Genomic DNA, 15600 nt, shown 5'->3' with positions numbered 1-15600 from the left:
GCCGATGGGCCGCCCCCTTGCCCGGATGACGGCCCAACGACTCGGCGACCCCTTCAACACACAGAAAGAGAGGTCCCCGTGACCGCACAGCCTACCGACCTTCCCAGTCGGAACAGTTTCACCAGCACGATCCACCTCCCGTTCGCCGTCCAGATGCAGATGCTGGAGCGCAACCGTCTCGCCGTCGAGACCGAGTGCAACGTCTACGGCCTCCCGTCCGGCGCCCGCATGGAGCCGAGCCCGGACGCCGTGCGCATCCTCGCCACTGACGTGGAGACCTTGGGCCACTGGCTGGAGGCCCGGGGCGGCGCCATCACCGTGGCGCGGGCCGGTGACGGGGTGCAGGTGTGGACGCTGCGTACCGCGACGGAGGCGGAGCTGCCGAAGTTCCCGCCGGTGACGGTGTTGGTGTCGGTGCTGGTTACCGACGACGAGCAGATGATGCCGGAGTTCCGTCAGGCGGTGGCGGCGTGAGCGCCCCGATGTCGCATGACCCGGTGGCGGTGAACACGCGGGACGGTGTGTGCTGGGAGCGGCGGGCGGTGACCGATAGCGGGCTTGGCCTGTATGCGGTGGAGGGCTCGTGTAAGTGCCCGCCGTTCAAGATGGCGACGCTGGCGGAGTTGGCGGAGCGCGGGATCGTCGGGTCGGCGTACGCGTTGCCGATGTCTGCGGGCCCGGCGCCTCGGGACCCGATCACGGCGGGCCGCGGGCTGGATCTGCTGGCGTTGATGGATGAGCGTGCGGCGTCGGTGGTGTCGCCGGTGCTGGCTGCGGTGCTGGAGGAGGCCGAGCGTCTGCGGGCGGAGCGCGCCTCGATCGGGAACGAGATCGCGCGATTCGGGATCTACGGCGCGGCGCTTCCTGCGGCAAGGGCGTTGGTGAAGCGGGCCGACGAGGTGGTGACGGAGAACGCTGCTCTGCGTGCTCGGGTTGCCGAGTTGGAGGCGGAGCGGCACTCGACGAACGAGGCGTTGGACGACGCGGTGCGGGAGCTGCGTGCGCGCCCGGTCGTTCCCGAGCGGGAGCCGGAGTTCCACAGTGCGCTGCACCACGCGTACCGGCTGGGCCACGACCTGCCCGAGACGGGCGGTACCCGATGAAGATCAGGCAGTGGGTTCCCGCCCTTCAACTCCGCGACGACCGCACGGGGCTGCGTCACGACGTTGTCCGTTGGGCGGTCGGTGCTACGCCTCCGTTCGGTTGCCGCTGGTGCGGCACGGAGCGCGGTCATCACGGCCGTCGCTGGGTTCGCGGTCATGGCATGCACGCGTGGGAGCGGCCGACTGAGGCGCAGATCAAGGCGCGGATGCTGGCTCGTCGGAACGCGCGGAAGGCCGTGTGCCGGTGCCCGCAGGACGACGAGCGGCGCCCGTTCGCTCCGGTCATCGACCCGTACTCGTGTGAGGCCGATGAGTGCTGTGGCTACTTCTCGGAGCTGAGCCCGTTCGGCTTCGGCCCGGTCGAGGGACGCGACGCCAAGGTGTCCCGCGTCTGCGGTTGCGGCTGGCGTACGAGCGTCTGGCACGTGGATGACGGGTCGGCCGAAGAGGAGCTTCACGGCCACGTCGTCCGCGTCCACGGCGGGACCTACCCGCAACGGGCGGGCGGTGCCTGATGGAGATCCTCGTCTTCTTCTTCGCCGATCTGACCGTCCCCGCCGCGATCTCGCTGGCGGTCTGCGGGTGGGCGTCGTGTGCGGCGGTCTTGTACCTGACGCACGACGCCGCGCTCACCGACTTCGACCCGCGCCCGTGGCTGGCCCGCGCGATCCGCTCCGAGGCCGTGTACCCGCTGCTGCGTGAGTGGGACAACGCCCGGCATGCGTCCCGTGAAGCACTCCGGGATGTGGCCGCTCTCCTTCTCCTCCTCACCACCTCCCCGAAGGGGCAGCTCCGATGAACCACTCCACGAACCCGCCGCTGTCGTTCGTCGTCGGCACCAACCACCTGCACGGCGTCCTCCGCGTCGACGACATCCGCCGCGACACCCTGATGCAGCTCGTCCAGCACTGGGCCGAGCCCAAGGACCGTGACGCGATCCTCGACGCCCTCGACGAGTTGGCGGAGGTCGTCGCCAGCGTGCCCCGCGAGGGCGAGCTGGACGCCGCGATCGAGCAGGTAGAGGACGTCGCGAGCATGGACACCGCGCAGGTCGAGGTGGACATCCCGAACGTGCGCCGCCTGCTGGCTGAGCTGACGGCCGTGGAGCGGGTGACGTCCCGCTTCCTGAAGGGCGCCAGCGAGATCAAGCACCCGTCGATGCGCGCCACCCGCAAGCACCTCGCCACCAACCCGCTGCCCGAGCAGCAGGACAGGCGGGCCTCGTGACGACCGCCACCGACGCCGGGGCCACCACGGCCCCGGCCGCCGGCCCGGTCGTCCGTGACGACCTGACCGCCGAGGAGTACCACGCCGATCTCACGTCGGTCTCCTCCACCGGACTGCGGGAACTGCTGGAGCCCGGTTGCCCCGCCCAGTTCCACTACGACCGCCGGCACCCTCAGCCGCCGAAGCGGGAGTTCGACCTCGGCAACGCCGTCCACGCCGCGGTCCTCGGCAAGGGCAGCGACATCGTCGAGATCCCCTACCCGAACTACAGGACCGGCGACGCGCAGGCCGCACGCGACCTTGCCTACGACGCCGGGAAGATCCCGCTCCTGCCGAAGGAGAAGGAACAGGTCGACGCGATGGCGGCCGCCGTCCGTCGGCACCGGCAGGCCGGCCCGATGTTCGCGCCGGGCAACGGCATCGCGGAGCGGTCGGTGTACTGGACCGACCCGGCGACCGGGGTCCGCTGCCGAGTGCGCCCGGACTGGCTGATCGTGCGGCCGGACGTGACGGTCGTCGTCGACCTGAAGACGACTACGGACGCGAACCCGGTGGCGTGCAGCAAGGCGATCGCCTCCTACAGCTACCACCAGCAAGGCGCCCTCTACCTTGACGGCGTTCAGGCTGCGGGTTTGGCGCCGGAGGGGGCCCGGTTCGTCTTCGTCTTCCAGTCGAAGAAGCCGCCGTACCTGATCACGGTTCGTGAACTCGCCGCTCAGGAAGAGGACATCGGCCGCGCCCGCAACGAGCGCGCGCTGCGGATCTACGCCGACTGCGAGCGCACCGGCGAGTGGCCCGACTGGACCGGCCCCGTCGACGACATCCCCACGATCGGCATGCCCTCCTACGACACCATCCGACAGGCCGAGGAGTACTTGTGACGAGGGAAATCCAACTCACCTGCGGCGGCGTCGCCCTCGTCGACGACGAAGACTTCGACCGAGTCACCGAGGCGGGTTCCTGGTACGCGCAGCGGTCGCTCAACACGTCGTACGCGAAGCAGAACTACCGGCCTGACGGCGGCAAGTACACGACGCGCGGCATGCACAACTTCGTCACAGGCCTGGCGTACGTCGACCACATCAACGGCAACGGGCTCGACAACCGACGCGCCAATCTCCGACCTGCAACGGCCTCGCAGAACCAGGCCAATCAGCGCATGCGGCGCGACAACAGGTCTGGTTTCCGTGGCGTCCAGCACGCCCCTGGCGAGCGCTGGAGGGCCTTGATCGTCGTCAAGGGGCAGCGGATCTCCCTTGGCTACTACGACGCCCGTGAAGACGCCGCCCGCGCCTACGACGCGGCGGCCATCAGGTTCTTCGGCGAATACGCCCGCCCCAACTTCCCCCGGGAGAACTACGCATGAGTAACGAGATCGCCACCCGCGACGAGCAGCAAGCCGTCGCCACCCAGAACCAGCTTCCCACCCCGGCGCCGACCGCCGGGACCACCTCCCTCATGGCGTGGGCCCAGGAGGCGGACCTCGCCTACCAGATGGCGCAGAAGCTCGCCGCGACCTCCTTCGTCCCGCAGTCCCTGCGTGGCAAGCCCGGCGACATCACCGCCGCGATCCTCGCCGGCGCCGAGCTGGGGCTGAAGCCGATGGCCACGCTCAAGTCCATCGACGTCATCCAAGGCACGCCCGCGCTGAGGGCGCACGCCATGCGCGCCATCGTGCAGCAGCAGGGACACGACATCGAGCTCGTCCACTCCGACGACACCCGCTGCGTGATGCGGGGCCGCCGTCAGGGGTCGGATAACTGGCAGGAGATCGAGTGGACCGTGGACCGTGCGCGGTTGATGGGGCTCCTCGGTAAGGACCAGTGGAAGAAGAACCCGAAGGGCATGCTCATCGCCCGCGCGACGGGCGAGTTGTCGAGGCTGATCGCCTCGGACGCGTTGCACGGGATGCCGTATGCGTCGGAGGAGTACGAGGGGTTCACGACCGGTCAGGTGCTTCCGGCGAAGGCGCCGTTGTCGGTGGCCGCCATCACCGCCCCCACGCCCGCACAGTCCGCCGTGGAGGAGCCGCAACAGGCCCAGGCGGCGGAGTACAGCGTCGGCCGCGTCGACGTCGACGAGACGGCCAGTGACGGCGTGTGGGACGAGGACGCCGTCCACGGCTCCACCGACTGGCCCGAGACCGCACAGCCCCCCGCGTAGCCCGCACATGCGAGTGGCAGCCCCGCGGGCTTATCGCGGGGCTGCCTGGCCCAAGGCAACCACACCGTAAGGAGAACCACCATGTGGCATCGCCAGCGCATGGCCGCCCTCGACTTCGAATGCTCCGACAAGGTCCCCGAGACCGCCCGCATCGTCTCCTGCGCCTTGATTCTCGTCGGCGGCGAACTGCCCACCGACACCCGCACCTGGCTCGTCAACCCCGGTATCCCGCAGGAGCCTGGCGCGATCGCCGTGCACAAGCTGACGGACGAGTACCTCGCCGAGCACGGCACCCCGGCGCCCGCCGCGGTCGCGGAGATCGCCAAGTCGGTGGCCGAAGTCGTCGCCGCGGGGACACCGCTCGTCGGGCACAACCTCGGCACCTTCGACCTGAACCTGTTGAACCACGAGTGCGTGCGGCACCTCGGCGACACCCTCGAAGGGATCTGCCGCCAGCCGCTCACGCGGGTCGTGGACACGATGGTCCTCGACAAGCACGCCGCCCCCTACCGGCGGCGTGTGAGCCCCACGCAGGGCCCGTACCAGATGCGGACGACCGCGGAGACGTACGGCCTGTCGTGGGACGAGGACGCGGCGCACGGAGCCGAGTACGACGCCCTTCAGTCCGCGCGGGCCGCGTACAAGATGGGGGCGATCGCGCACACGCCGGCCGAGCACCGGCCCGCGTGGGTGCACGGCCTCACGAACCGGCGCGGCCGGTACGAGCGATTCGACGACCTCGCAAACGTCACCGTCGAGGAGCTGCACCAGCGCCAGGTGAAGTGGGCCGCCGATGACGCCGCCTCCTACCAAGAGTGGCTCCGGGACCCGGCGAGGAGCGGGGAGAAGCACAACCCGGACGCGGTCATTGACGGCACGTGGCCGCTGCGCCCGATCGGTGGTGCGTCGTGAGGATCGTCTCCGCGGCCAAGCACGCCGCCGTACTCGCCCGACTCGCGCGCACCGCGAAGGAGCTTGAGGACGCCAACAAGCTCATCGTCGGGCACGTCGCCACCATCCAGCGGCTCCGTGCCGAACTGGACCAGCAGCGGGACCGTAAGCCGGGCACCCCGCTTCAGGAGCCGAAGCCCCCGGTCGGGGACGCCGAACTCCAACGGCGGCTGAACCTGGCCCTGCGCGCGGTCGGCGAGTTGCAGCAGCGCCTCGACGACATGCAGACGTCGCACATCGCGGACACCCGGGAACTGCACGACCTGCGGCAGGGGGTGGCGTCGTGACCACTCTGCGCCGCTACGTCCGTCAGGTCGTCGCCCCGAACGGCCGCCACCGGCCCCGCCCGCTGCTGCTGCCCGACGAGCCGATCCCCGCGCCTGCCACCCCGGCCCGCGGCACCGTCCTCACCGAGGACCAGCTGATGCGGCTCCTCGACACCGGCGAGGCCTCGTTCGCGGAGTGCGCGCCGTGCCCCCGCTGCAAGTCCACGACCGCGCACGCCACCGGCCGGTGGACCCGCAAGTGCTGGACGTGCGCCACCACGTCACTGCTGGAGGCGTCATGAGAGACCTCCTCCCGTACGGCTTCGCCCTCGGCGTCGGTATCGGCCTGACGGTCATCGCGTACTGCCTGTTCGACCGGTACCGCAGCCGGCGCCCGTACCTCGCCGCCCACTGGGACGACGCTGCGGGTGACTGGGTGAACGACGAGCCGCACGACGTCGGCCCGGACGCGCTGCTCCTCCTCGACCAGCTGACCGCGCATCTGAAGGCGTACGGCGCCGAGATCGCCGACCTGTACGAGCCGGTCGGAGCCGACGACCACACCACCACCAACCCGACGGGGGACTGACCCATGGGCTACTACACCCGAGTCACCGGAGAGATCCGCATCGAGCCGCCGCTCACCTGGCAGGAGTTCAAGGACAGCCAGTTCCTGCCCGGCAGCCCGAACGACAACGGCAACTACGACGTCCGCCTCCGCGCCGACGAGGAGACCATCGACACCGACGAGGGCCAGCTGGTCCGCAAGACCGCCTCCGTGGTGATGCCTCGCTGGGACGACTCGTTCAAGGCGTACCACCTCATCGAGCACGTGCAGGCCGTCATCGACGCCTTCCCCCGCCACACATTCACCGGCCGCCTGGAGTGCGAGGGCGAGGACAACACCGACATGTGGCGGGGCGTCGTCCGTAACGGCCGCGCGGTGAAGGTCGAGCCGCGCATCGTGTGGCCGGACGAGGACGGTGCCGAGTGAGCGCGCCGACCCTGTTCAACGTCGAGACCCCGGCCACCCCCGCGGCGGCCGGGCCCCGCCCTCTCGTCATCGGAATCGACGCCAGCCTCAACAGCCTTGGCATCGCCGGAGCCGACTGGGCCGACGCCATCCGCCACCCCGGACTCACCGGCCACGCCCGCATCGACTACCTCCGCCGCGAAGTCGCCGACCGCGCCAAGGCCGCCGACCTCGTCGTCATCGAGGACGTCGCCCGCGGCGCCAAGGGCTCCGCCGTCCACCAGCTCGCCGGCCTGTGGTGGGTCCTCACCACCGAGCTCCACCGCCGCGGTATCCCGTTCGCCGTGGCCAACCCGCAGTCCCGGTACACCTACGCCACCGGCGTCGCCAACCCTGCAAGGGAGCACCCGCGCGACAAGCGGGCCCGGATCTGCAAGGGCATGGTCTGCTCGTTCGTCAACGAGCAGCTCGGCATCTGGTGCGAGGGGCCCGGCAAGTACGACGCAGCAGACGCCGCCGTGTTCGCGGCCATGGGCATGGACTGGCTGGGCTATCCGCTGGTCGACCTCCCGAAGCAGCAGCGGCGGGCGCTCGACGGCGTGCACTGGCCGACACAGACCGTGGCGGTGGCCCGATGAGCAACTACACCGGCGCCGTCCCCGACTGGCAGGCCCACGCAGCCTGCCGCGGCCTCGGCAACGACGTCATGTACCCCAGCAGCAACCGCAGCGAGATCGACGCGGCCAAGGCGTACTGCCGCCGCTGCCCCGCCCTCGATGCCTGCCGACAGTGGGCGCTCGACACCCGCGAACTCCACGGCGTCCTCGGCGGGCTCACCGAAGACGAGCGCTGGGACCTCCTCCGTGAGGCTGGCCGCCTCACACGCCGGCCGGCCGCGCAGGAACGCGGCCCGAAGAAGCCCCCGCCTCGCACGGTGCGGGAGCTGTTCGACCGGCACGCCAACGCGTCGACTGGCGGGCACCTGATGTGGATTGGCGCCAAGACGCCGATCTTCCGGGGCCGTCAGTTCACGCCGGGGCAGGTGGCGTTCATCGCTGACCGGGGTCGTGAGCCGAAGGGGATGGTGAAGCGGCTGTGTGAGGTGAGCGGGTGTGTGCAGCCGTTGCATCTCGCGGATGAGCGGGAGCGGTCCCGGCCGCGGGTGAAGGCGGCCGTGTGATGTCCGGCCCGTGGCAGGGCGGTCTCGCGGTGCGGCGTATGGAGCGGGGTCAGGTCGCTGTCGCTGACTTCCTGTGCGCCGCGTGTATGCAGCATCGCCGGGTCACGGGCCGCGCCCTGGTCGCCGACTTCCTCGCCTCGAACCCCATCCATGCGCACCGGACGGTGTGCGCGAACCGACCGAAGGACCAGTCATGAGACGGCACTTCACTGCGGGCCTGCTGTTCGGGGCTGTTGCTGCGGCGGTCGCCCACTCCGACGGTGCCAGCCCTGCCGTCACGTTCACGGTCGGCGGGCTGGTGGCGGCCGCCACGTGGGCTGTCGCGTACGCCGCCGACCACCACCGCCACTAACCGAAGCGCCCCGACGAGGGGCTCGACTCGAAGGAAGCGACTTGAGCGAGATCAACGCGGCGCCCGCATCCGAGGAGCCGGATAGGAGATGCGTCCAGTGCAGGCAGGTCAAACCTGCATCGTCGTTCCACCGGTGCGGCCGTGGCCGCCGTCGAGGAACCTGCGCAACGTGTAGGCCCACGACCCGTGTCCGCAATGGCGAGGAGGCGCCGGAGAAACGGCGTAACCGTCATCTGAAGCGCGGCTACGAGATCAGCGCTGCGCAGTACGCCCAGCTGTCCGAGGCACAGGACGGCAGGTGCGCGATCTGCGCAAACCCTCCCAAGGAGGGTCGGCACTTGGACGTCGATCACTGCCACAAGTCGGGTGTGGTGCGTGGCCTTCTTTGCACCTTCTGCAACACGCGGCTCGGGTTCTTCGAGGAGTTCGGAGAGCGCGCGACGGAGTACCTCGCCGAGTACGGCCAAGGCAATCCACTTCTGAGCGTCAGCGCTCAGCGGTAACCGCATCCCACGAGCGCCCCGGCCGACCCGAATCCGGCCGGGGCACCCAACCCCAAGGAGACACCATGGGCGACCGCCCGTACACCGACGAAGACCTCCGCGCCGAAGCCGCACGCCAGGTCTCCGCCCACGGGCCGGACACGCGCCCGGAACAGGCCTACGCCGCCATGCTCGACGCCCGCATCGAAAGCACCCGCGACACCGACGGGCCCACATGGTCCGAGGCACTCGACGCCTCCGAACTCAACGCCCCGGCCCTCGCGATCCACGCACTCATCAAGGGCGCGGCCGACATGTCCGAGTGGGCCGTCCGCCTCGGCGCCGACGGATTGCAACCCCACGCGCGCGCCATCGACATCGGCTGGAACGACGGCCCGTTGCAGGCCCGCATCCACATCGCGTTCACGAGCGACGTCCCGGACGGCGAGCGGGACCAGTTCGTCACCGACATCTCCGACGCCATCGCCGGGACCGTCCCCGTCCGCTGACCACCTGACCGGCGGCCACTTCCCCCAACGGCCGCCACCCGGGAGCCCGCCACCTCCCCGGCGGGCTCCCGCCCCCCAACCACCCACGAGAGGAACCCCGATGAGGGACTACACGCCCGGCATCACCCTCCGCGGCGAAGCCCGCGACAAAGCCCGCCAGAAGGCCGCCAGCCGCTACCGGGAGGGCGCCACCGTCCAGGAAATCGCCAACGAGCTGGGCCGCTGCTACAGCGCCACACACGCCCTCCTCGTCGAAGCCGGCGTCACCTTCCGGGCACGCGGCGGCAGCAGGAAGAAGACCGCCTCATGACCGCCGACGACACCCCGGCCGACGCGGTCACCCCCGAAGTCGCCGAAGAACTCCGCGCCATGTACGCCATCGCCCGCACCGTCAACGGCACCACCCCCGTCAACGACCCGAAGCGGCAGATCAGCAAGGACTTCACGGAGGCGTTGTTCGTCCTCGTCGAGCAGGGCGTCAGCGAGTACCGGCTCGCGAAAGTCCTCGGCGTCCGCCTCAGCTCGGTCAAGGCGCGGCTCGCCCGCCACGGCTACCGCGCCTCGTCGCCGTCCCTGGCTCACAGCGAATACCGCGACACGACGGTCTGGGACGCCCGCCGCGCCAACCAAGCCCGCGACTGAGCCCCGGCAGCACGAAGGCCCCGTACGGACGGTACGGGGCCAGAGGAAGGAGAAGACGGTGTCAGGACTCGGCCGGCGTGACCAGCACGCGTTGCTCGCCCAGCGCCTCCAGCGCGCGCTCGTAGAAGTCCATGCCAACCAGGACGGCAACGCGCTTGCCACGGCTGGTCAGCACGGTCGTCTCGTCGAAGTAGCGGGCCCGCTCGATCGCGTCGGCGAGCGAGTTGCGGAACTCGGCGATCTTCTCCTGGTGCTCCTTCTTGGGCGCGGTCATGTCGGGAGTGTACCTCAGGATCATCGTGTACTTCACCGCGTTCACCGCTATGATGTACATGAAGCGGATGGGGTGAAGCCCCTCCAAGCCGACCGAAACGAGAACTCCGCCATGCGTGTCCTCTACTGGGTCACCGACACACAGTTCGGATCAGGCGTCGCCAAGGCCATAGCCCGACGCATCGACGCCAGCGCCGGTGGCTGCCAGGCCTGGCCTCTCGACTACGACGAGATGGCACACGATCTCGAATTCAGCGTCGACGAGATCCGAACAGCCGTCGCCTTGATGATCACCAACGGCCACGCACGTATCGAACACAACTCGCCTGGCCTCCAAGGCACATGGCTCCTGCTGCTCACCCCTGAACGTCTCACAGAAGAGAAAGCCAGAGCCGAGAGGGAACGACGCAAGGCCGAGGCGCGAGCCGCCAAGATTGCCCTCCGCGGCGGCCAGGTGAACCGAGCCGCCATCCCTGCCGATGTGCGCGCCGCCGTGTTCGACCGAGATGGCCACGCGTGCGTGCAGTGCGCCGCCACGGACGACCTGACCCTCGACCACATCTACCCGTGGTCCCTCGGCGGCCCCGATACGGCGGACAACCTCCGAGTCCTCTGCCGCCCCTGCAACAGCCGCAAGGGCGACCGCACGCACCAAGCCCAGTAACACCGCTTCCAATCGGCACCAACGAAAGAGGGCCCCGTTGAGCCTCGACGCGCAGGACTGGGTGTGGAACCACTCCAAGTCCAAGGGAACTGCCCGCCTCGTACTGCTGGCGATCGCCGACAAGGCGTACGGCAAGGGCTGCACCGCCTACGCCGGCACGACCATGCTCGTCCAGCGCAGCAACGCGGCCCGCTCCTCCGTCGTGGCCGCCGTTGACAAGCTCATCGAGATGGGCGAACTCGCCGTCATCACGGGCCAGCAGGGGCCGCGCGGCGAAACCGTCTACACCCTCCCCAAAGCGAAGCGTCACAGCAGGTCAGCCCAGGAAGGGGGTCCGGAATCCGGACCGGTACAGATTCCGGACCGGTCCGAAAACCGGACCGGTACAGATTCCGGACCGGGGGGGTCCGAAAATCGGACCCCTGGGGGTCCGGAATCCGGACCCCATAACGCAGAAGAAACACAAGCACCACTACAAGAAGACTCTTCTTCGCCTGCGGCTCAGACAGACGAGCCCACCGAGGACCACTGCCTCGAAGCCTTCGGCGCCTTCTGGCTGACCTACCCGAAGCGCAGGGCCAAGGAAGAAGCACGCAAGGCGTGGATCGCCGCGATCAAGCGCGGCGCCGACCCCCAGCACATCGTCGCCGCCGCCAAGGGCTACGCCCACGAGCGGAAAGACCAGGACGCGAAGTACACGAAGTACCCCGCCACCTGGCTCAACAAGGGCTGCTACGACGACGAACCCGACCCCCAGCCGGAGCCCGGCCGGCCTCAGCTGCGCGCCGTGTCCGGCGGCTGGCAGCCCTACCGCGAACCCACCCCCGAAGACCGCGCCGCAGACCTCGGCCACTTCTAGGAGCCACCCATGACCGACCCTCAGAACCTCGCCGAGAACCGGCCCAGCATGCTCGCCCGCCTCATGGCCGGCATCGCCCAACACGCCCCCGACGTCACCGCAGGCCCCATCGACGACGAGCCGACGCCCGACGAGCCCGGCCACCCCGAGTACCACCGCCGCCAACGCGCCGAGTTCGCCCTCAGCCGCTGGGAAACCGCCGCCCCCTACCGGTACCGGCAAGCGACCGCCACGCACCCGCACGTGCAGGCATGGGCCGACCGAGCAGCCGACGACATCCGGAGCGCCGGAATCCTCGTCCTCCACGGCAACATCGGCGCAGGAAAGACGCACCAGGCGTACGGAGCACTGCGGAGGATCGCGGAAGCTGGCCCCCGCAACTTCCAGATGATCGCCACCACCGCCCCCGACCTCTACGGCCTGCTGCGCCCCGGAGGCTCCGACAAAGGCAGCGAGCACGAACTCAAGCGCCTCATGCAGATCCCGCTGCTCCTCCTCGACGACCTCGGCACCGAGAAGCTCTCCGAGTTCACCGAAGAGGCCACGTACCGGATCGTCAACCACCGGTACAACGAGTCCCTTCCGCTGCTGATCACCACCAACCTGCCGATCAAGACCGGCGCCCCCACCGCGGACCTGGTGACCCGCCTCGGTGACCGGCTCGCCTCCCGTCTCGCGCAGACCGCGACCATCGTCGGCTTCGACGGGCCCGACCTCCGCCGCGGACTCCGGAGCGTCTCGTGACCGAGTTCGTCTCACCGCCCACCCACCGCGAACCCGACGACTACCTCGGCCCCTTCGAGCCGGTACGGCCAGCTATCCGCCACACCACCCGGCTCGCCGAATGCCACCGCTGCGAGGAATCCACGATTCCCGATCTGGTCCACCTGGTCGACAGCAGTGCTCTGCCCCTCTGCCCGGACTGCACGCGCCTCACCGGCGTAGCCCTTCGCCGCGGCCTGCAAGCCCTCAACCAGATCGCCCACCTTCTCCACCAGCCGGACGCACACCCCGCCGCAGCGCTCGTCTGGGACTGGCGCGCCGCCCTCGAACTCGCCCGACCCGAAGAGGCCTACCTCCTCCAGGCCGCGGCCCAACTCCTTGCCCGGCACGTCGGCTACCGACCGGCCGGCTTCACCCCGAAGGAAATCCCCGGGTGACCGACAAGCCGCCGGAGTGGTCCATCCGCTGCCCGTGGTGTCACGCCCCGCCCGGCCAACGCTGCACCAGCCCCCGAGGCCGGCGCCTCGCCGTCGAATCCCACGACGCACGGCTTGCCGCCCACGCCGCCACACAGACCGCCCGCCAGACAGGAGAAGCCGGATGACCGCCCTCACCGTCGCCACCGTGTACGCCGACTGGCTCGCCCACACCCTCGCCACGGCCATCGCCGACCAGCACACCGCCGCCTACCGCCACCGCCTCGCCACCGCCACACCGATCGCAGTCACCGTCATCCGCCACCGCTGCCCCCACTGCGGACAAAGCCGCGCCAAAGAAGCAGCGGCGAAAGCCCACGTCGCCCGCTGCTGGCACAACCCCGACGTCCGCGCCTGCAAGACCTGCCGCCACTTCGACCCCGGTGCCCCGGCCGGCGGCTGCTGGGGTGATCCGTACTGCAACTGCCCCGAAGTCCCCGAAGGGTGCGACATCGGCGCGTGGCCCGACGGGGTGGCGTTCCCGGTCATCGACTGCCCGAGCTGGGAGGCCCAGCCGTGACCGTCGCCCTTATCCCGCCCATCACCGGCAGCACCGTCAGCCTCGACACCGAAGCCCTCACCGAAGGCCCCCGGTTCGTCCGCACCCGCGGCATGTCCCGCTGGCATCGCGTCCGCTCCGGCGTCCGCTACGGCGACGGCCGCACCGTCTACAGCCTGTGGTGCACCGGTGCCGTGCAAGGCGACTTCCTGTCCACCGACGACGCCCCTGCCGGTGAGCTGGTGTGCGGCCTGTGCGACGGCAAGGCGGTCGGCGCCGGACAGGAACCCGACGGGCCCACCGGACGGACTCTCGTCTTCCAGCCCCGGCACGTCACGCCGCCGAAGAACTGCCCCGGATCCCGCAGGAGCCTCTACGAGGAGCTTTCTGGGGGTCGGGTGGGGCGATGCCTCGTCTGCGGCGCCACAGAGCCTCTGAGAGCCATGGGCGGCCCGTACAACCCGCGCTACGCGATCGTCCAGCACCCCACCGGCTCGGCTCTCGTCGCGCCGTGTCCGTTCCATCGCTGGCGCCAACTCACCGCCCGCAACGGCCGCGTCCTCTGCGACTGCGGAAGGGAGACCACCCAGTGACCTCGATCCCGGACGCTGCGATCGCCGTCATCGCCGCCGCCTACGACGACTACCGCCTCACCACCCCACCCGGCCAACGCACACCACGCGGTGCCGCCGAACGAGCCGCCGAATACCTGATCTCCAGCGGATGGGGCCTCCACATCCCCCGCACCGAACCCCAGCCCCGCCAGCGTGCCGCCTGCCCGGTCTGCACCGTCCGGCACTTGATCACCGCTGCTGGCCGTATCCGCCGTCACGGACCCCACGGCCACCCCTGCCCCGGCAGCGGAGCACCAGCCCGCGCCACCACCCCCGCGTGAGCCCCCGCCCACCACACCAGGAGACGCCATGAACACACAGCCCCTCACCGAGCAGCAGCTCGCCGAGATCGAAGCCCGCCACACAGCCGCCACCCCCGGCCCATGGGGCACCCACCGCGACCTCAACGGCACCTACACCATCCAAGCCCGACCCCGCACCACGACCACCGGCATGAACACCGACGGCGACATCGCCACCCTGACCGCCGACCGGACGGACACCGAGTCCTACGCCAACGCCCGCTTCATCGCCCACGCACCGGCAGACGTCGCCGCACTGATCGCCGAGATCCGCCGCCAGCGCGCCGAACTCGCCGACACCGAGGCCGAGAAGGCGAAGCTGATCCGCTGGCACGGCGAGGACGAGAAGGCACTTGCCAGGATGCGCGCCACGATCGAGCGGCTCCGCGGCGAGAAGCGGGAACTCGGCGAACTGGCCGCACGCCGCGAGTCGGAACTGATCGCCCGCCGCGCCCGCATCCGCGAGCTGGAGCGCCCGGCGGTTGAGGCGAAGCGCAACGAGATCCGCGACAGCTTCGCCGAACTGGCTGCCGCCGCCCGCGAGACCGGCGACCACGAGGGCGTGTTCGAGGTGGAGTGCCGGCTCCGCGACCGCGAGGAGCAGTGGAAGCGCGAGGACACCGCGGGGGCGGTGTGACGGTCCCGTCCATCTCGACCTCCCGCCATCGACACGAACCGCACCGTCTCGCCAAGAGGGCGGGACACCAACCGAACAGGACACGACCATGACCACCATCGACCCCCGCGCCCTCCGCCTCGCCCAGCACCGCCAGCGCATCGCCCACGAGGCCATCAGCTACCTCCCCGCCTGGAACGACCTCACCAGCGAGGAGCGCGAGCAGTCCACCAACGAGGCCGCCAAGTGGCTGCGAGCCGCCGTCGAAGCCGGGATCGCCCCGCCCGCCGAGCGCCCGACCGACAAGCACGACGCCGTCTGGCTGGACGACGCGGGGTGGCTGTGGGGCGAGTACCAGACCAGCCCGCCCTCCCACGGCGACGCGATCCTCCGCCTCGTCTGGGCGTCCGAGCAGTGCAGCTCCAAGAGGGAGCTGGAGGAACAGGGCGTCGAGTTCCGCCTCATCGGCTGGAGCGAGTGACCCCCACCGTCCCCGTCGTGTAGCCCGCGCCCAGCCGACGAACACCCACGCGGGACCGGCAACCAGACACCCCGCGCACCAGAACGCCGGCCGCCGGTATTCGACCTACCGGCGTCCGGCCCCCTGATCATCCCCGAGGAGAAGCTGTGCCCAACCACGAGACCGCCGAACTCGCCGTGGCCCGCGCTACGAACCAGCGACTGAACGCGCGCGCCCAGCGGCTGGAGTCCGAACTCGCCGCCTAC

Annotated in this window: 30 protein-coding genes; 29 read left to right on the top strand and 1 reads right to left on the bottom strand. The window is 70.2% G+C overall.

Features of this window, described 5'->3' with window-relative positions:
- Positions 1-78 precede the first annotated feature (78 nt).
- The 20 genes from AC067N_RS06645 to AC067N_RS06550 all read left to right on the top strand — a co-directional run bounded on the left by AC067N_RS06645 (position 79) and on the right by AC067N_RS06550 (position 9848).
- The gene (locus AC067N_RS06645; protein ID WP_478677810.1) at positions 79-474 is read left to right on the top strand and encodes a hypothetical protein; all 396 of its coding nucleotides are present in this window, start codon (positions 79-81) and stop codon (positions 472-474) included.
- The gene (locus tag AC067N_RS06640; RefSeq protein WP_478677809.1) at positions 471-1103 is read left to right on the top strand and encodes a hypothetical protein; all 633 of its coding nucleotides are present in this window, start codon (positions 471-473) and stop codon (positions 1101-1103) included. Before AC067N_RS06645 ends, AC067N_RS06640 begins: the two co-directional genes overlap by 4 nt.
- Before the next feature lie 161 nt (positions 1104-1264).
- Positions 1265-1618 (top strand): hypothetical protein, encoded by a 354-nt coding sequence (locus AC067N_RS06635; RefSeq protein WP_478677808.1) that lies wholly within the window; start codon positions 1265-1267, stop codon positions 1616-1618.
- Positions 1618-1902 carry a hypothetical protein gene (locus AC067N_RS06630; RefSeq protein WP_478677807.1) on the top strand — a complete coding sequence of 95 codons (285 nt, stop codon included), beginning with the start codon at positions 1618-1620 and terminating at the stop codon, positions 1900-1902. Before AC067N_RS06635 ends, AC067N_RS06630 begins: the two co-directional genes overlap by 1 nt.
- Positions 1899-2330, top strand: a complete 432-nt coding sequence (locus AC067N_RS06625; protein ID WP_478677806.1) for a hypothetical protein — start codon at positions 1899-1901, stop codon at positions 2328-2330. The genes AC067N_RS06630 and AC067N_RS06625 overlap by 4 nt, the downstream gene beginning before the upstream one ends.
- Positions 2327-3211: a PD-(D/E)XK nuclease-like domain-containing protein gene (locus tag AC067N_RS06620; RefSeq protein WP_478677805.1), complete on the top strand. Its 885-nt coding sequence runs from the start codon at positions 2327-2329 to the stop codon at positions 3209-3211. Before AC067N_RS06625 ends, AC067N_RS06620 begins: the two co-directional genes overlap by 4 nt.
- The gene (locus AC067N_RS06615; RefSeq protein ID WP_478677804.1) at positions 3208-3696 is read left to right on the top strand and encodes an HNH endonuclease; all 489 of its coding nucleotides are present in this window, start codon (positions 3208-3210) and stop codon (positions 3694-3696) included. Before AC067N_RS06620 ends, AC067N_RS06615 begins: the two co-directional genes overlap by 4 nt.
- Positions 3693-4493, top strand: a complete 801-nt coding sequence (locus AC067N_RS06610; protein ID WP_478677803.1) for a hypothetical protein — start codon at positions 3693-3695, stop codon at positions 4491-4493. Before AC067N_RS06615 ends, AC067N_RS06610 begins: the two co-directional genes overlap by 4 nt.
- An 81-nt stretch (positions 4494-4574) precedes the next feature.
- Positions 4575-5405 (top strand): exonuclease domain-containing protein, encoded by an 831-nt coding sequence (locus AC067N_RS06605; RefSeq protein ID WP_478677802.1) that lies wholly within the window; start codon positions 4575-4577, stop codon positions 5403-5405.
- Complete coding sequence (locus AC067N_RS06600) at positions 5402-5731, top strand: hypothetical protein (protein WP_478677801.1); 330 nt, start codon at positions 5402-5404, stop codon at positions 5729-5731. Before AC067N_RS06605 ends, AC067N_RS06600 begins: the two co-directional genes overlap by 4 nt.
- A complete protein-coding gene (locus AC067N_RS06595) occupies positions 5728-6012 on the top strand; it encodes a hypothetical protein (protein ID WP_478677800.1) in 285 nt (94 codons plus the stop codon). The genes AC067N_RS06600 and AC067N_RS06595 overlap by 4 nt, the downstream gene beginning before the upstream one ends.
- The gene (locus tag AC067N_RS06590) at positions 6009-6299 is read left to right on the top strand and encodes a hypothetical protein (RefSeq protein ID WP_478677799.1); all 291 of its coding nucleotides are present in this window, start codon (positions 6009-6011) and stop codon (positions 6297-6299) included. The genes AC067N_RS06595 and AC067N_RS06590 overlap by 4 nt, the downstream gene beginning before the upstream one ends.
- Before the next feature lie 3 nt (positions 6300-6302).
- Complete coding sequence (locus AC067N_RS06585) at positions 6303-6704, top strand: DUF6205 family protein (RefSeq protein WP_478677798.1); 402 nt, start codon at positions 6303-6305, stop codon at positions 6702-6704.
- Positions 6701-7321, top strand: a complete 621-nt coding sequence (locus AC067N_RS06580; protein ID WP_478677797.1) for a hypothetical protein — start codon at positions 6701-6703, stop codon at positions 7319-7321. The genes AC067N_RS06585 and AC067N_RS06580 overlap by 4 nt, the downstream gene beginning before the upstream one ends.
- Positions 7318-7863 (top strand): WhiB family transcriptional regulator, encoded by a 546-nt coding sequence (locus AC067N_RS06575; protein ID WP_478677796.1) that lies wholly within the window; start codon positions 7318-7320, stop codon positions 7861-7863. Before AC067N_RS06580 ends, AC067N_RS06575 begins: the two co-directional genes overlap by 4 nt.
- Before the next feature lie 193 nt (positions 7864-8056).
- A complete protein-coding gene (locus AC067N_RS06570; protein ID WP_478677795.1) occupies positions 8057-8215 on the top strand; it encodes a hypothetical protein in 159 nt (52 codons plus the stop codon).
- 41 nt (positions 8216-8256) lie between these two features.
- Positions 8257-8718, top strand: coding sequence for an endonuclease VII domain-containing protein (locus tag AC067N_RS06565; RefSeq protein WP_478677794.1), 462 nt, complete (start codon positions 8257-8259; stop codon positions 8716-8718).
- Positions 8719-8783: 65 nt separating this feature from the next.
- On the top strand, positions 8784-9206 hold the full coding sequence (locus tag AC067N_RS06560; protein WP_478677793.1) for a hypothetical protein: 423 nt from the start codon (positions 8784-8786) through the stop codon (positions 9204-9206).
- Between the two features lie 100 nt (positions 9207-9306).
- The gene (locus AC067N_RS06555) at positions 9307-9516 is read left to right on the top strand and encodes a helix-turn-helix domain-containing protein (RefSeq protein WP_478677792.1); all 210 of its coding nucleotides are present in this window, start codon (positions 9307-9309) and stop codon (positions 9514-9516) included.
- Positions 9513-9848 (top strand): hypothetical protein, encoded by a 336-nt coding sequence (locus AC067N_RS06550; RefSeq protein WP_478677791.1) that lies wholly within the window; start codon positions 9513-9515, stop codon positions 9846-9848. Before AC067N_RS06555 ends, AC067N_RS06550 begins: the two co-directional genes overlap by 4 nt.
- A 61-nt stretch (positions 9849-9909) precedes the next feature.
- Here AC067N_RS06550 and AC067N_RS06545 read toward each other — a convergent pair whose 3' ends face one another.
- Positions 9910-10122, bottom strand: a complete 213-nt coding sequence (locus AC067N_RS06545; RefSeq protein ID WP_478677790.1) for a type II toxin-antitoxin system prevent-host-death family antitoxin — start codon at positions 10120-10122, stop codon at positions 9910-9912.
- 111 nt (positions 10123-10233) lie between these two features.
- Here AC067N_RS06545 and AC067N_RS06540 point away from each other — a divergent pair, with 111 nt between their 5' ends.
- From AC067N_RS06540 to AC067N_RS06500, 9 genes are all read left to right on the top strand, one after another.
- Positions 10234-10785, top strand: a complete 552-nt coding sequence (locus AC067N_RS06540; RefSeq protein WP_478677789.1) for an HNH endonuclease — start codon at positions 10234-10236, stop codon at positions 10783-10785.
- A 37-nt stretch (positions 10786-10822) separates the two neighbouring features.
- A complete protein-coding gene (locus AC067N_RS06535) occupies positions 10823-11644 on the top strand; it encodes a hypothetical protein (RefSeq protein WP_478677788.1) in 822 nt (273 codons plus the stop codon).
- Between the two features lie 9 nt (positions 11645-11653).
- Positions 11654-12388 (top strand): ATP-binding protein, encoded by a 735-nt coding sequence (locus AC067N_RS06530; RefSeq protein ID WP_478677787.1) that lies wholly within the window; start codon positions 11654-11656, stop codon positions 12386-12388.
- The gene (locus tag AC067N_RS06525; RefSeq protein WP_478677786.1) at positions 12385-12804 is read left to right on the top strand and encodes a hypothetical protein; all 420 of its coding nucleotides are present in this window, start codon (positions 12385-12387) and stop codon (positions 12802-12804) included. The genes AC067N_RS06530 and AC067N_RS06525 overlap by 4 nt, the downstream gene beginning before the upstream one ends.
- 163 nt (positions 12805-12967) lie before the next feature.
- Positions 12968-13363 carry a hypothetical protein gene (locus tag AC067N_RS06520; RefSeq protein ID WP_478677785.1) on the top strand — a complete coding sequence of 132 codons (396 nt, stop codon included), beginning with the start codon at positions 12968-12970 and terminating at the stop codon, positions 13361-13363.
- On the top strand, positions 13360-13935 hold the full coding sequence (locus AC067N_RS06515; RefSeq protein ID WP_478677784.1) for a hypothetical protein: 576 nt from the start codon (positions 13360-13362) through the stop codon (positions 13933-13935). Before AC067N_RS06520 ends, AC067N_RS06515 begins: the two co-directional genes overlap by 4 nt.
- Positions 13932-14237, top strand: a complete 306-nt coding sequence (locus AC067N_RS06510; RefSeq protein WP_478677783.1) for a hypothetical protein — start codon at positions 13932-13934, stop codon at positions 14235-14237. Before AC067N_RS06515 ends, AC067N_RS06510 begins: the two co-directional genes overlap by 4 nt.
- 28 nt (positions 14238-14265) lie before the next feature.
- Positions 14266-14895 carry a hypothetical protein gene (locus AC067N_RS06505; RefSeq protein WP_478677782.1) on the top strand — a complete coding sequence of 210 codons (630 nt, stop codon included), beginning with the start codon at positions 14266-14268 and terminating at the stop codon, positions 14893-14895.
- Positions 14896-14983: 88 nt separating this feature from the next.
- Positions 14984-15355, top strand: a complete 372-nt coding sequence (locus AC067N_RS06500; protein WP_478677781.1) for a hypothetical protein — start codon at positions 14984-14986, stop codon at positions 15353-15355.
- Positions 15356-15600 lie beyond the last annotated feature (245 nt).

This window comes from Streptomyces sp. NPDC042364 (assembly GCF_056437585.1).
The sequence above is the reverse complement of the archived record's forward strand: the minus strand, read 5'-3'. Positions and strand labels throughout refer to the sequence as shown.